Here is a 13,439-nt window from a genome sequence, read left to right on the forward strand (position 1 = left end):
GCGATGAACACAAGGCCACCCCTGGACGTCACGACCTTGCGCGACAGGCTCGACGGGCTGTCGTGGCGGCGCGTCGACGTCGTCGAGGAGACCGGATCCACCAACGCCGATCTACTCGCGCGGGCGGCGGCAGGGGAGGACATCGCCGGCGCGGTGCTGTTCGCCGAGCATCAGAACGCCGGCCGTGGTCGCCACGGTAGGCAGTGGTCGGCACCGCCGCGCTCGCAGGTGATCGTGTCCTTCGGTGTCGACGGGTCCGCCGTGTCCCCGAACCGGTGGGGGTGGCTGCCGCTGGCCACGGGCCTGGCGATCGTCGACGCGGTCGCGGAGGTCGCCGGGACACGGGTCGGCCTGAAATGGCCCAATGACGTTCTCGTCGGACCGGGGGGCGGAAAACTGGCCGGCATCCTGGCCGAGGTGGCCTCGCCCGCCCCGGTCATAGTCGTCGGCCTCGGCCTGAATGTGACGATGACCGCCGAGGAGGCGCCTGATCCGCGCGCCACCTCACTCACCCAACTCGGCACGGCCACCACGGACCGTGCACCGCTGGCGCGGGCCCTGCTGCGCCATCTCGATGCCCGGATCACCGGCTGGCGCAACGGCGATCCCGCGCTCGCCGACGACTACCGGGCACGCAGCGTCACCATCGGCAGCCGGGTCCGCGCGATCCTGCCGGGCGACAACACCTTGGTGGGCACGGCCGTCGACGTCGACGAACTCGGGCGCCTGATCATCGACACCGGCACCGAGCAGGTCACGGTGTCGGCAGGTGACATCACACATTTGCGGCCCGACGCGCCGTAGAGTGCTGCCGTGGGCTACCCGGAGAATGTGCTGGCCAAGGACGAGCAGGTGGTCCTGCACCGGCACCCGCACTGGAAACGCCTGATCGGTCCGGTCCTCCTTCTCATCCTGGCTACCGCGGCATCGGCGTTCGTCGCTGCCGTGGTCAACACGATGGACTGGCAGGCCACCGCCAAGAACGTCCTGTTCATCGTGATCGGCGCGATCTGGCTGATCGTGGTCGGTTGGCTGACGGTCTGGCCGTTCCTGAACTGGTGGACCACGCATTTCGTCATCACCGACCGGCGAGTGATGTTCCGGCACGGACTACTGACCCGCTCCGGCATCGACATCCCGCTCGCGCGGATCAACAGCGTCGAATTCCGCCATGGGCTGACCGACCGGCTGATGCGCACCGGCACCTTGATCATCGAATCGGCATCACAGGATCCCCTGGAATTCCACGACATTCCGCGCGTGGAACAGGTGCATTCACTTCTGTACCACGAAGTCTTCGACACGCTGGGGTCCGAGGAGTCACCGAGCTGACGCGCCTTCGCGCGGCCGGGTGTGGAATTCGGTGAAACTGGCTATCTATCAGCCATGACCGCACGGGTGAACCACTTGGCGACTGCCTTCGATCACGCCATAGTGGTGATACCGGCCCACAACGAAGCCGCATCCTTGCCTCGCTGCCTGCGTGGGGTCACCGCCGCCGCGGCCTGTTGGCCGATGCCGGTGCTGACCGTCGTCGTCCTTGATTCCTGCGACGACGGCAGTGCCGAGTTGGCGGGTCAGTTCGGCCACGACGTTCACTTGGTCAGCGTCGAGGAGGGCAACGTAGGCGCGAGCCGGGCCGCCGGTTTCACCTATGCCCGCTCGCTGAGCAACCACGTCGACGACTCCCGCGCCTGGTACGCCACCACCGACGCCGACAGCCGGGTGGACCCCGACTGGCTGCTGCGCCAAACCGCGGCCGCTGCCGACATGGTGCTGGGCGTGGTGCGGGTGGCCGACTGGCGGCATCACCCAGCCGCGCTGGTCCAGCGCTACCTGCACGCGTACGAGTCCGGTACGCGGGGCGCCAACGGTCACAACCACATCCACGGCGCCAACATGGGTTTCCGTGCCGACGCGTACTGGCGGCTTGGCGGCTTCCACCCACTGACCACCGGCGAGGATGTCGAATTGGTCGAACGGTTCGAGACCGCCGGCTACCGGATACAACGGGACCCGACGCTGTCGGTCACCACCTCAGCGCGCCGGAACGGCCGGGCTCCCGGCGGCTTCGCCGGCTACCTGCGTGATTTGTCGCGGTCCGTATTTCCTTCGGCCGAACGGGATTCCGCATGACGGCGTCCTTGGTTAGGAGCTGGTTGGAGGCAGGCCGGTTGGAGTTGCCGCTGCCGGGCTCCGGTGCGACAGCGCGGCGCTGGCAGCGGCTTGCGGAGCTGACGGAGATCGACGTCGTAGCCGGGCGACTCGCAGAGGCTCACGTCGACGCAACCGCGATCCTCGACGAGCTTGGTGCGAAACCGCCTGCGCCCGGCGAGCTGTGGGCGGTGTGGGCCGCCGAAGACCCGGACGCTGTGCTCAACGCGCACACCACTGGAGAACCCGAAACGGACACGGTGAGGCTGTCGGGCACCAAACCGTGGTGCTCGGGGGCAGGGCTTTGCACACACGCGTTGGTGACGGCCCACCGCGACGACGGCCGACGTGGGCTGTACGCGGTGGTGACCGACAGCGCCGGGGTACAGCCGTTGCCCAGTATCTGGAGGAATCGCGGCATGGCGGGCAGTGACACCCGCGCAGTCCAATTCAGCGGCGCGCACGCGGTACCGGTCGGTAATCCGGGCGACTATCTGGATCGTCCCGGCTTCTGGCATGGTGCGATCGGCGTCGCGGCGTGTTGGCTCGGTGCCGCCCGCGCGGTCGCCGGGCCCCTGTACAGCCGCGTCGCCCGCGGCGATGCCGACGAGCACGCGCTCGCCCACCTCGGTGCTGTCGACGCTGCGATCGCGGCCGCCGAAGCGATGCTGGCCGCGGCGGCTGCCGCGATCGACGCTGACCCGTTCGACCGGTTCGGGTCCGCCCAGTTGCTGGCGAGGAGAACCCGCGCGGTCGTCGAAACCGCTGTCGACGCGGCGATTACCCGTACTGGCCGCGCACTCGGGCCCGCGCCGCTGTGTCAGGATGCCCGACACGCACGTTGCGTCGCGGATCTGACGATCTACGTGCGGCAGAGCCACGCCGAGCGTGACCTCGCCGTGCTCGGGAGGCTGGCGGGGGAGCGTCAATGACCGCCGCCGAGTCCGCTGAACCGTGCGGCAACGCACCACGGTTCGGGTCGCGGCCGCTGAGCTGCGGCGGCACCCCCGGTCACGTCTGGACGAGCTGGGGCCGCTCCTTCGGTGAACTGGATCTGACGACGTGTCCGGCGCTGGTGGTGGTCGCACCGCATCCCGACGACGAGACCCTTGGCTTCGGGGCGACCATGGCGCTGCTGGCGGAGCGGGGTATCGATGTCCAGGTGGTGTCGGTCAGTGACGGCGGGGCCGCTCAAGGCGATCTCACCCCATTCGACAGATTCCGATTGGAACGCACCAGGAGCACCGAATTGAGAAAGGCGGCAAGGGTTCTCGGTGTAGGCGAGCCGACCAGCCTCGCATTACCCGACGGCGAACTTGCCGACCACCAGGACTCGATCACCGATCTGCTGGCCGGGACACTCCAGGCTTGTCCGCCCGGCACCTGGTGTGCAACGACGTGGCGCGGCGACGGGCATCCCGATCACGAGGCCGTCGGGCGGGCGGCCGCCACGGCTGTACAGCGCACCGCGGCGGTCCTGCTCGAGTACCCGGTGTGGATGTGGCACTGGGCCGAGCCCGGAGACCCCGCGGTGCCCTGGAATCGGGCGCTTACGGTGCCATTGACGGCCTCCGCTGTGGGGCGTAAGCAGGTTGCCGCGCAATGCTTCCGCAGTCAGTTCCACCCGTCGGCACCTGGTGCGGACCCAGTGCTGCCGCCGTTCGTATTGCCTCGGCTGCTCGCGGTCGGGGAGGTGGTGTTCCGTTGACGGGTCGCCTGCCCGACTCATACTTCGACCGCATGTACGCGACCGCGGCCGACCCCTGGCAGCTGGCGACCCGCTGGTATGAGGAACGCAAGTACGCGATCACGATGTCGATGCTGCCGCAGCGGCGCTATCGGCATGCCTTCGAGCCGGGTTGCTCCATCGGCACCCTCACCGCGCTGCTCGCTGGGCGCTGCGATCACGTCACCGCAATGGATGTGGCCGGCGCCGCGCTGGAGATCGCCGACGCGCGGCTGCGTGCCGACGGTAGCCGTGCCGGGACGCGGGATCGTGTCACCCTGACGCGTGGCTCTCTCGACGATCCCTGGCCGCCAGGGCCCTTCGACCTAGTTGTGCTTTCTGAAGTGGCGTACTACCTGGACGAGGAGTTGCTGGCCGGGCTGCTCCGCCGCGAGTGTCCGCAGTTGGCCTGCAGTGCAACGGTGATAGCGGCGCACTGGCGTCACGAGGTGGCTGACTATCCGCTCAGCGGTGATGAGGCCAACCGGGTCATCGCGGCGACGCCGGGGCTCATCTCGATCGGCGGCTACCGCGACCGCGATGTGGTCATCGAAGTTTTCGACACCCACAGCGCTGCATCCGTCGCCGCGCGCAACGGTGTGCCGGGAGCTGGTTGACCCGGTGCCGTGGATCTCCGCGGAGGGTTAGATATCGCCGGGTTGGGTATCCGATGCGTGCCTGTGTGACGAAATTCGTTACTACGCTGCGTCATTCCTGTGCCGCGAACCCGCGGCCCAACCACCACTTGAGGGAGAAGCACATGAGCGCCGTCGACAAGGCAAAGAACAAGGCCGAAGAGTTGGCAGGAAAGGCCAAAGAGAAGGCCGGCCAGGCAACGGGGGACAGGGACACCGAGGCCGAGGGTCACAAGGACCAGGCCAAGGGCAACCTGAAGCAGGCCGGGGAGAAGATAAAGGACGTCTTCAAGGACTGACGCCACGACGATGTCTGGTCGTGATGTCAGGAACTCTTCGACACCGGGTCGGAATCATCGCCCAACTGACGCGCCTTGGCGCGGCGGCTCGGACGGCGTAGCGGCGTCACGGTGGCGGATTTGTGCTCGGCATGATCCTCGAACGCTTCGGCGAAGCCGCCGCCGGTAAGGGTGGATTCGAGCGCCAGGTCGGGCTTGTCGACGAACTCGTCGGGGAACACCCAGCGGCGGAACGCCCAGAATCGGAACGCCATCTGCAGCAGGTTGCCCAGGACGTAGGCGGAGATGAAGTCGGCGATGTTCTCCACGGTCAGTGAGACCTCGGGAACCCGCAGCCCCAGCACATAGCTGGAGAAGTACAGCGGCAGCATCGACAGCAGCACACCAACCGCGCTGAACGCGAAGAACAGCAGCGCCTCGTGGTGGCGTTCACGGCCACCGCGGTTCTGGAAGCTCCACTCACGATTGAGGATGTAGGACGCGATGACCGCGACCACACCGGCGATGATCTTGGCGGTCACCGGCTTGGGCTCCAGCACCGTGAGTTTGAGGGTGAAGAAGATCGCCGAATCGATGACAAACGTCGTCGCGCCGACGATCGCGAACTTGATCAGCTCGTGATGCCGCTCGGCATAAGGACGGACGAATCGCGGCAATCGAGCGATTGTCGCATCGGCGAAGGACACAGCTAGGCAGTGTACGTAAATGCACGGTCCGATGCCGCATCGTTGCGGACGTCGAACCTTAACCGCAGGTCAATGCGCCGGTCATGACGAGCACAGGAATCCGCGCATGACACCATAGAGTGCGTGCCGACAACTCCCAAGAAGCCGCCTTCCCCCGCGAGCGGGGCATCTCCCGTCGTGGTGATGATCGGTGGCGGCCAGCTCGCGAGGATGACCCACCAGGCGGCCATCGCTTTGGGGCAGACCCTGCGGGTGCTGGCCGCCGGGCCGGACGAATCCGCTGCTCAGGTCACGCCCGACGTCGTCATCGGCTCCCACACCGACCTGGACGCGCTGCGGCAGGCTGCCGCCGGTGCGTCGGTACTGACGTTCGACCACGAGCACGTGCCGACCGAGCACCTGGAGCAACTCGTGGCCGAGGGGATCACGGTCAATCCACCACCGCAGGCGCTGGTGCATGCCCAGGACAAGCTGCTGATGCGGCGCAAGCTGTACGGGCTGGGCGTCCCGGTGCCGCGCTTCGCCGAGATCACCTCGGTCGCCGACATCGAGGCGTTCGTGCAGCAGATCGACGGTCCGGTGGTGATCAAGACCGTGCGCGGCGGCTATGACGGCAAGGGCGTGGTGATGGCCGACGATCTGGCGTCCGCGCGCGAGACCGTGGCCGGTTACCTGGCCGACGGGGTCGCGGTCATGGCCGAGGAACGTGTCGCGATGCGCCGGGAGTTGGCCGCGCTGGTGGCGCGCTCGCCGTTCGGGCAGGGCGCGGCCTGGCCCGTCGTCGAAACCGTTCAGCGTGACGGCATCTGCGTCGAGGTGTACGCACCGGCCCCCGGACTTTCCGACGAACTCGGCTCGGCCGCACAGGAACTCGGCCTGCGCGTGGCGAACGAGCTGGGCGTCGTCGGGACGCTCGCGGTCGAATTGTTCGAGACCGTCGACGGCACGCTGCTGGTCAACGAGTTGGCGATGCGTCCACACAACTCCGGGCACTGGACCATGGACGGCGCGGTCACCAGCCAATTCGAGCAGCACCTGCGGGCGGTCCTGGACTACCCACTCGGGGACACCTCGGCGATCGCGCCTGCCATCGTGATGGCCAACGTGCTCGGAGCGCCGCAGACGCCGCCGATGTCGATGGACGAGCGGTTGCACCACCTCTTCGCGCGGATCCCCGACGCGAAGGTGCACCTGTACGGCAAGGGCGAACGGCCCGGGCGCAAGCTCGGGCACGTCAACATCATCGGCGCGAACATGGACGAACTCCGCGAGCGTGCAGTGCGGGCGGCGCACTGGTTGTCACACGGCGAGTGGACCGACGGATGGGATGAACATGGCGAGTAACCCCCGCGTAGGGCTCATCATGGGCAGCGACAGCGACTGGTCGGTGATGTCCGACGCGGCCGACGCGCTCGCCGAGTTCGAGGTGCCGTTCGAGGTCGGCGTGGTCTCCGCGCACCGCACCCCGCAACGCATGCTCGACTACGCCAGGACCGCGGCCGAACGTGGCATCGAGGTCATCATCGCGGGCGCCGGAGGCGCGGCACACCTGCCCGGCATGGTGGCTTCTGCCACGCCGCTTCCGGTCATCGGGGTTCCGGTGCCACTCGCCCGGTTGGACGGCATGGACTCGCTGCTGTCGATCGTGCAGATGCCCGCCGGCGTGCCGGTGGCCACGGTTTCCATTGGCGGAGCGCGCAATGCGGGCTTGCTGGCCGTCCGGATCCTCGGCTCGGCCGATACCGCGCTGCAGGCTCGGATGGTGAAGTTTCAGGCAGACCTGGAAACCATGGTCTTGGCGAAAGACGCCGCCTTGCGTGATCGCTTGTTGGGCGACGCTTGACGAGACGAGGGCTGAATCAGTCTCCGATGAGCCCGCGTATGCGCGGGGTCAGGGACTCGATCGGTTCATCGGTCGACATCACCACCACTGCGGTGCGGGCGCTACCGCCCCGGTAGATCGGCCAGGTCGCGGCCAGCGCCTCGGCCAGGTCCGACCGTGGGTCGGTCACGTCGCCGCGCAGCCATCGGCGCAGAACATGGTTGTGCGCCGCGACGACGGCGTTGGCGAACAGTTCAGCGCGCAGGCCCGCCGTCCAATCCCCGGTCTGCGCGGCCCGCAGGTGTTTGGTGAACAGCCGGACATACCGTGACACCACGGCGGTTTCGAAGTCGCGCAGCGCCGGTACAGAGCGAGTGAGCCGATACCGCGTCCGGGCCCGCTCGCCCTCGGCGAGATAGTTCTCGAATACCGAGGTGGTTGCCACCGCGATGACTTCCGCGGGGAGCGTCTCGGTCGGCGATGCCGACAACCTCTCGTCGGCGCGCCGCAAGAGCGTTTCGTGATCGGGAAAGATCAGCGCCTCTTTCGACCCGAACTGGCGAAACGCAGTGGTGCGGCCCACCTGTGCCCGCGCGGCGATGTCGTCGACGCTGGTGGCCTCGTACCCACGTTCTTCGAACAGTTCGAATGCCGCGCTGACCAGGCGCTCCCGAGTGCTTGGCAGTTCGGGCATGAGCGCAACCTTTCGTGGGACTGAGTGCCGATGGTATGGTACTGAGTACCAAAACTAGCAGGGCGATGCACTCGATGTGCGGTCCGGGCAACGATGGAAACCAAGAGCTGAAAACGAAGGAGAAGATCATGGCTGGCTGGGCCGGAAACCCATCTTTTGATCTGTTTCAGCTGCCGGAGGAGCACCAGGAGCTTCGGGCGGCGATCAGGGCACTGGCGGAGAAGGAAATTGCGCCGTATGCCGCCGACGTCGACGAGAATGCGCGCTTCCCGTCCGAAGCCCTGCAGGCCCTGACCACCTCGGGTTTCAACGCCATTCACGTGCCCGAGGAGTACGGCGGCCAGGGTGCCGACTCGGTCGCGGCGTGCATCGTGATCGAGGAAGTGGCCCGGGTGGACTGCTCGGCCTCGCTGATCCCTGCGGTCAACAAGCTGGGCACCATGGGCCTGATCCTGCGCGGCTCGGACGAGTTGAAGAAGCAGGTGCTGCCGTCGCTCGCCTCGGGCGACGCGATGGCTTCCTATGCGCTGTCCGAGCGTGAGGCGGGCAGCGACGCCGCGGGCATGCGGACGCGCGCGAAGGCCGACGGTGACGGTTGGATCCTCAACGGCACCAAGTGCTGGATCACCAACGGCGGCAAGTCGACCTGGTACACCGTCATGGCGGTGACCGACCCCGACAAGGGTGCCAACGGTATTTCGGCGTTCATGGTCCACAAGGACGATGAGGGCTTCGTCGTCGGCCCCAAGGAGCGCAAGCTCGGCATCAAGGGCAGCCCGACCACTGAGTTGTACTTCGAGAACTGCCGCGTTCCGGGGGACCGGATCATCGGCGATCCCGGTACCGGATTCAAGACCGCATTGGCGACGCTGGACCACACCCGTCCGACGATCGGCGCGCAAGCCGTGGGTATCGCTCAGGGTGCGTTGGACGCCGCGATCGCCTACACCAAGGACCGCAAGCAGTTCGGCCGTCCGGTCAGCGACAACCAGGGCGTGCAGTTCATGCTCGCCGACATGGCGATGAAGGTGGAAGCCGCACGGTTGATGGTGTACTCAGCCGCAGCGCGGGCCGAGCGAGGCGAGGGCAACCTCGGATTCATCTCGGCGGCCAGCAAGTGCCTCGCCTCGGATGTGGCCATGGAGGTCACCACCGATGCGGTACAGCTGTTCGGCGGCGCCGGCTACACGGTGGACTTCCCCGTCGAGCGGATGATGCGTGACGCCAAGATCACCCAGATCTACGAGGGCACCAACCAGATTCAGCGCGTGGTGATGAGCCGCGCCCTGCTCAAGTAGGCCCGCGAGCAGACGGAAACCTGCCCTTTTTCACGCGAAAAGGGGCAGTTTTCTGTCTGCTCGGCAAGAGAGCGTCAGCCGCGGGTGACTTTCTCCGTGGTGCGACGCCGCTCCTGCGCGCCGGGATCGGGATTGGCCACCTGTACCAGCGACGCACCGGCGGCGAATACCGCGACCAGATGCGCGATGAGCTCGTCGGGAGTATCCCAGCCCGCGGTGGACAACACGCGGTCGCTGGCGGTGAAACCCTGTGCGGCGGCGGCATTCTGAGCTGCCTCCAACACCTCGGCAGCCGATCGCCCGGCCAGCGCGGGGCCGGGGACACGCTCGGGCACGATCTGATCGCCGTGTACCCGCACCGCGGTGGCGTAGTCGGTGACCCCGATGGGAAGATCTGCGGCCGGCTTGCCGAACGGATCCAGCGACAGCACCGCGACCTCGCCTCCGGACACCGCCTCGTCGGCCTCGTCGAGCCGGTCCCGCGTGCACAGAGCCACGTCCGCGTCCCCGTCCAGCACCACTTCGCTACCGATCCACCAGATCCCGAGCAGCACCGCGGCGGTCTGCCAGTGCGCGGGCAGCATCACCGCCACCCGCGTCCCCGGGCCCGCTCCCATCTCGTCGCGCAACAGGTTGGCGGTCTTGGCGGCCCAGTTGGCCATGGTCACCGTGGACAATTCGATCCGCTCACCGGTGGCGTCGTCGTAATAGGTGATCCGCGGCCCGGCCGGGTCCGCGGCCAACAACGGGTCCAGGACCGCAGCGCTGACTGTGCTCATAGCCTCTGGTTTTACTCGACGGCGATCAGTTCACACACTTGGGATCGTCCGAACCCGCGTTGAGGATCGGCGACGGCGGTGGTGGCGGGCTCTGCTCGCCGGTATCGCTGTAGGTGTCGCCGGCGGCAGCCGGATCCACGATGCCCGCGGACGGGTCCATGCCGTCGGAGCCGGGCCCGGTGTAGTCGGCGGCCAGCACCACCCGCACCGCGCCGGGTGGCAGCGACGAATCCTCGTTCACCGGCAACCCGCCGAGATCCTTGGCCACGGCCTGGGCGCCGAGGTCGTCGGACTTGGCGGCCAGCACCTGGCTGGACGTCGGCGGGGCGCCTTCGTGGTTCCCGGTGGGGCCGGGCAGGAACCCCTTGTTGCCGAGCACCTGCGACACCGCGGCGGCCAGGCCGTTGATGTCGGTGCCGTTGACCACCTCGACGGTGGTGTTTTCCGGTGAATAGCTGAGTTGTTCGGTCTTGCCCGCGTCCTGGTCCTGCAACAGGCCCGACACCCACTGGTGAACATCGTCGGGATCCACCCGGACCACGCTCTGCATGCCGTCGTCGCTCCAGCCGTCCTCGCGCAGGATCGGGATGGTGGCGAACGCGACGCTGCCGCCCGCCAGCTTCTGCAGCTGCTCGACGAAGTTCATGATGTCCCAGCCATCGGAGATCACCACCGAGCGCTGTACGGCATTCTGCAGCCGCCCCAGGGTTCCGGGACTGGACAGCGTCTTGCTGGAGATCACGTCATGGGCCAGCGACGCCATCACCGACTGCTGGCGGGTCACCCGGTCGAGGTCGCCACGCGGGAGGTCATGACGCTGCCGAACGAAACTCAGCGCCTGCGGGCCGTTGAGCTTCTGCCAGCCGGCCGGAAAATCGGCACCCGAAAGCGGTTCGTAGACAGCATCTTTCAGGCAGACATTGACGCCACCGAGGGCGTCGGTGATCAACGCGAAGCCGAGCAACCCGATCTCGGCGTAGTGGTCGACGGTGACGCCGGTCAACGAGGCGACGGTCTGGATCAGCTCCTCGCGGGCGGCCTCGGTGGCCTTGGGCTCGGCGACGGCGGGATCCTCGCCCTCGACCTCCACCAGCTGCTTCATCCGCTCGAGCTTGACGTCGCCGAACACGCCGTTGATCTTCATCTTGCCCCAGCCCGGCGCCTCGACATACGAGTCGCGGGGGATGGAGATGGCGGTGGCCGACTTCCCGTTGTTCGGGATACGCACCAGGATGATGGTGTCGGTGTTGGTCGAGACGTCGTCTCCGGCCCGCAACGTTTCCAGCTCTTCCTGCGACAGCGGGTTGCCGTGGGCATCGGTGCGACTATCCATGCCTACCAGCAGGATGTCGATGGCCCCGTCCTCGCCGCCGCCGCCGAGCGCCGCCGAGCTGATGTGGTTGATGCCGGATTCGAACGAGCGGATCTGGGTCCAGGCCACCCCTGTTCCGAGCACCACGGCCGACGCCGTGGCGACAGCAAGGGAGCGGAGGAGGGGGATACGCACGGTGCCCAGGCTACTTGCGGCTCGGACGTGAGCCGGGTAACGCGGACCGGCGTGCCAGACTCGGCGCATGGCGAAACGGATTGTGATCACCGGGGCCGGCGGCATGGTCGGCCGGGTATTGGCTGATCAGGGACGTCGTGAGGGCCGTGACGTGCTGGCCCTGAGCTCTGCTGAATGTGATGTCACCAACCCCGACTCGGTCCGGCAATTCGTCGAACCCGGCGATGTGGTGATCAACTGCGCGGCATATACGCAGGTGGATGCTGCCGAAACCGACCAGGCCACGGCCAACGCCGTCAACGCACTCGGTCCGGGCAACATCGCTACGGTGTGCGCGCACGTCGGCGCCCGTCTGGTGCACATCTCCACTGATTATGTGTTCGGCATCTCACGGGAGCGTCGTACGCCGTATGAGGTCGACGACGTGACCGGCCCGGTCAACGTCTACGGCCACACCAAGCTGGCCGGGGAACACGCAGTGCTGGCCGCCAAACCGGACGCGCACGTCGTCCGCACCGCCTGGGTGTATCGCGGTGGCGACGGGAAAGACTTCGTGGCGACCATGCGCAGGCTGGCGGCCGGAGACGGCCCGGTGGATGTGGTCGCCGACCAGACCGGGTCGCCGACCTATACCGGCGACCTGGTGACGGCGCTGCTGCAGATCGCCGACGGCGGTGTGCGGCCCGGCGTGCTGCATGCCGTCAACACCGGACCGGCCAGCCGGTTCGATCTGGCGCGACAGACCTTCGCCGCAGTCGGGGCCGATCCCGAGCGGGTCCGTCCGGTCGACAGTGGCCGCCATCCACGGCCCGCGCCGCGCCCCGCCTACACCGTGCTGTCGGCGCTCCGATCCGCCGAGGCCGGGCTGACCCCGTTGCGGGATTGGCGGGAAGCGCTGGTGGCAGCGGTTGGAAATGAGGACCCGTCCGGCCCGCTACCCTCTACGCCGTGACTGAGGATGCGGTCCGCCCGCTCGTGGTGGTGACGGTGACGTACTCGCCTGGCCCACACCTTGACCGTTTCCTGGCGTCGCTGGCGTTGGCCACCGATCGGCCGGTGAAGGTCATCATGGCCGACAACGGCTCGACGGACGGAACGCCTGAACAGGCCGAAAAGCACTACCCGAACGTGCAGCTCCTGCGCACCGGCGGCAATTTGGGTTACGGCAGTGCGGTCAACCGCGGCGCGGCCCAGATATCGGATGCCGAGTGCTCGGAATTTTTTGTCATCGCCAACCCCGACGTGCAGTGGGGGCCTCATTCGATCGACCTGCTGCTCGACGCCGCCCACCGGTGGCCGCAGGCCGGGGCATTCGGACCGCTGATCCATGATCCCGATGGGTCGGTCTACCCGTCGGCACGCCACCAGCCCAGCCTGATCCGCGGTGGCATGCACGCCGTGGTGGGCCCGTTCTGGAAATCGAACCCGTGGACCGCGGCCTACCGGCAGGACCGGCAACAGCCGAGTGAGCGTGAAGTGGGCTGGCTGTCCGGTTCGTGCCTGCTGATGCGCCGGGCCGCCTTCGACGCGGTCGGCGGGTTCGACGAGCGCTACTTCATGTATATGGAAGACGTCGACCTCGGCGACCGGGTCGCCCGGGCCGGCTGGCAGAACGTCTACGTGCCGTCGGCGGAGGTGCTGCATCACAAGGGGCACTCCACCGGCCGTGATCCGGCGCGCAACTTGGCCGCCCATCACCGCAGTACCTACACTTTCTTGGCCGATCGATACCCGGCAGCCTGGCAGGCGCCGTTACGGTGGACAATTCGGGGCGCGCTGGCAGCACGTGCGGGCCTGGTGGTCGGTAGTTCTCGACGTAAACAGGCGAAAGGGCACTGA

At 67.4% G+C, this 13,439-nt stretch carries 16 protein-coding genes; 12 read left to right on the forward strand and 4 right to left on the reverse strand.

Annotated features, from left to right (window positions below):
- Positions 1–3: 3 nt before the first annotated feature.
- The 7 genes from ACZY08_RS11885 (at position 4) to ACZY08_RS11915 (ending at position 4,814) form a co-directional block, all read left to right on the forward strand.
- Positions 4–804 carry a biotin--[acetyl-CoA-carboxylase] ligase gene (locus ACZY08_RS11885; RefSeq protein WP_463744661.1) on the forward strand — a complete coding sequence of 267 codons (801 nt, stop codon included), beginning with the start codon at positions 4–6 and terminating at the stop codon, positions 802–804.
- A 9-nt stretch (positions 805–813) separates the two neighbouring features.
- Entirely contained in the window at positions 814–1,332 is a 519-nt protein-coding gene (locus ACZY08_RS11890) for a PH domain-containing protein (protein WP_463744660.1), read from the forward strand.
- 54 nt (positions 1,333–1,386) lie between these two features.
- A complete protein-coding gene (locus ACZY08_RS11895; RefSeq protein ID WP_463744659.1) occupies positions 1,387–2,136 on the forward strand; it encodes a glycosyltransferase family 2 protein in 750 nt (249 codons plus the stop codon).
- Positions 2,133–3,086 (forward strand): acyl-CoA dehydrogenase, encoded by a 954-nt coding sequence (locus tag ACZY08_RS11900; RefSeq protein WP_463744658.1) that lies wholly within the window; start codon positions 2,133–2,135, stop codon positions 3,084–3,086. Before ACZY08_RS11895 ends, ACZY08_RS11900 begins: the two co-directional genes overlap by 4 nt.
- Complete coding sequence (locus ACZY08_RS11905) at positions 3,083–3,862, forward strand: PIG-L deacetylase family protein (RefSeq protein ID WP_463744657.1); 780 nt, start codon at positions 3,083–3,085, stop codon at positions 3,860–3,862. Before ACZY08_RS11900 ends, ACZY08_RS11905 begins: the two co-directional genes overlap by 4 nt.
- Entirely contained in the window at positions 3,859–4,497 is a 639-nt protein-coding gene (locus ACZY08_RS11910) for an SAM-dependent methyltransferase (RefSeq protein WP_463744656.1), read from the forward strand. Before ACZY08_RS11905 ends, ACZY08_RS11910 begins: the two co-directional genes overlap by 4 nt.
- Before the next feature lie 143 nt (positions 4,498–4,640).
- Positions 4,641–4,814 carry a CsbD family protein gene (locus ACZY08_RS11915; protein WP_463744655.1) on the forward strand — a complete coding sequence of 58 codons (174 nt, stop codon included), beginning with the start codon at positions 4,641–4,643 and terminating at the stop codon, positions 4,812–4,814.
- A 26-nt stretch (positions 4,815–4,840) separates the two neighbouring features.
- On the opposite strand, the gene ACZY08_RS11920 is transcribed toward ACZY08_RS11915, so the two are convergent.
- Complete coding sequence (locus tag ACZY08_RS11920) at positions 4,841–5,500, reverse strand: GtrA family protein (protein ID WP_463744654.1); 660 nt, start codon at positions 5,498–5,500, stop codon at positions 4,841–4,843.
- A gap of 123 nt (positions 5,501–5,623) precedes the next feature.
- On the opposite strand from ACZY08_RS11920, the gene ACZY08_RS11925 reads away from it, so the two are divergent.
- A complete protein-coding gene (locus ACZY08_RS11925; RefSeq protein ID WP_463744653.1) occupies positions 5,624–6,844 on the forward strand; it encodes a 5-(carboxyamino)imidazole ribonucleotide synthase in 1,221 nt (406 codons plus the stop codon).
- On the forward strand, positions 6,834–7,343 hold the full coding sequence (gene purE / locus ACZY08_RS11930; RefSeq protein ID WP_463744652.1) for a 5-(carboxyamino)imidazole ribonucleotide mutase: 510 nt from the start codon (positions 6,834–6,836) through the stop codon (positions 7,341–7,343). The genes ACZY08_RS11925 and purE overlap by 11 nt, the downstream gene beginning before the upstream one ends.
- Positions 7,344–7,359: 16 nt before the next feature.
- On the opposite strand, the gene ACZY08_RS11935 is transcribed toward purE, so the two are convergent.
- On the reverse strand, positions 7,360–8,016 hold the full coding sequence (locus ACZY08_RS11935; protein WP_463744651.1) for a TetR/AcrR family transcriptional regulator: 657 nt from the start codon (positions 8,014–8,016) through the stop codon (positions 7,360–7,362).
- Between the two features lie 128 nt (positions 8,017–8,144).
- Between ACZY08_RS11935 and ACZY08_RS11940 the strand changes: the two genes are divergently transcribed.
- Positions 8,145–9,314, forward strand: coding sequence for an acyl-CoA dehydrogenase (locus ACZY08_RS11940; RefSeq protein ID WP_463744650.1), 1,170 nt, complete (start codon positions 8,145–8,147; stop codon positions 9,312–9,314).
- A 74-nt stretch (positions 9,315–9,388) separates the two neighbouring features.
- Here the strand turns inward: ACZY08_RS11940 and ACZY08_RS11945 are convergent, their stop codons facing one another.
- Entirely contained in the window at positions 9,389–10,093 is a 705-nt protein-coding gene (locus tag ACZY08_RS11945; RefSeq protein WP_463744649.1) for a TIGR03089 family protein, read from the reverse strand.
- Between the two features lie 25 nt (positions 10,094–10,118).
- On the reverse strand, positions 10,119–11,600 hold the full coding sequence (locus ACZY08_RS11950) for an LCP family protein (protein ID WP_463744648.1): 1,482 nt from the start codon (positions 11,598–11,600) through the stop codon (positions 10,119–10,121).
- A 67-nt stretch (positions 11,601–11,667) separates the two neighbouring features.
- Here ACZY08_RS11950 and rfbD point away from each other — a divergent pair, with 67 nt between their 5' ends.
- A complete protein-coding gene (rfbD, locus tag ACZY08_RS11955; RefSeq protein WP_463744647.1) occupies positions 11,668–12,552 on the forward strand; it encodes a dTDP-4-dehydrorhamnose reductase in 885 nt (294 codons plus the stop codon).
- Positions 12,549–13,439, forward strand: a complete 891-nt coding sequence (locus tag ACZY08_RS11960; RefSeq protein ID WP_463744646.1) for a glycosyltransferase family 2 protein — start codon at positions 12,549–12,551, stop codon at positions 13,437–13,439. Before rfbD ends, ACZY08_RS11960 begins: the two co-directional genes overlap by 4 nt.

It is taken from the genome of Mycobacterium sp. IDUB_9 (assembly GCF_055419505.1).

Excerpts from the sequence above, each read along its gene's own strand:
- ACZY08_RS11945 (WP_463744649.1), bottom strand. The coding sequence starts at position 10,093 with ATGAGCACAGTCAGCGCTGCGGTCCTGGACCCGTTGTTGGCCGCGGAC.
- ACZY08_RS11940 (WP_463744650.1), top strand. The coding sequence starts at position 8,145 with ATGGCTGGCTGGGCCGGAAACCCATCTTTTGATCTGTTTCAGCTGCCG.
- ACZY08_RS11895 (WP_463744659.1), top strand. The coding sequence starts at position 1,387 with ATGACCGCACGGGTGAACCACTTGGCGACTGCCTTCGATCACGCCATA.
- rfbD (WP_463744647.1), top strand. The coding sequence starts at position 11,668 with ATGGCGAAACGGATTGTGATCACCGGGGCCGGCGGCATGGTCGGCCGG.
- ACZY08_RS11885 (WP_463744661.1), top strand. The coding sequence starts at position 4 with ATGAACACAAGGCCACCCCTGGACGTCACGACCTTGCGCGACAGGCTC.
- ACZY08_RS11905 (WP_463744657.1), top strand. The coding sequence starts at position 3,083 with ATGACCGCCGCCGAGTCCGCTGAACCGTGCGGCAACGCACCACGGTTC.
- purE (WP_463744652.1), top strand. The coding sequence starts at position 6,834 with ATGGCGAGTAACCCCCGCGTAGGGCTCATCATGGGCAGCGACAGCGAC.
- ACZY08_RS11935 (WP_463744651.1), bottom strand. The coding sequence starts at position 8,016 with ATGCCCGAACTGCCAAGCACTCGGGAGCGCCTGGTCAGCGCGGCATTC.
- ACZY08_RS11900 (WP_463744658.1), top strand. The coding sequence starts at position 2,133 with ATGACGGCGTCCTTGGTTAGGAGCTGGTTGGAGGCAGGCCGGTTGGAG.
- ACZY08_RS11915 (WP_463744655.1), top strand. The coding sequence starts at position 4,641 with ATGAGCGCCGTCGACAAGGCAAAGAACAAGGCCGAAGAGTTGGCAGGA.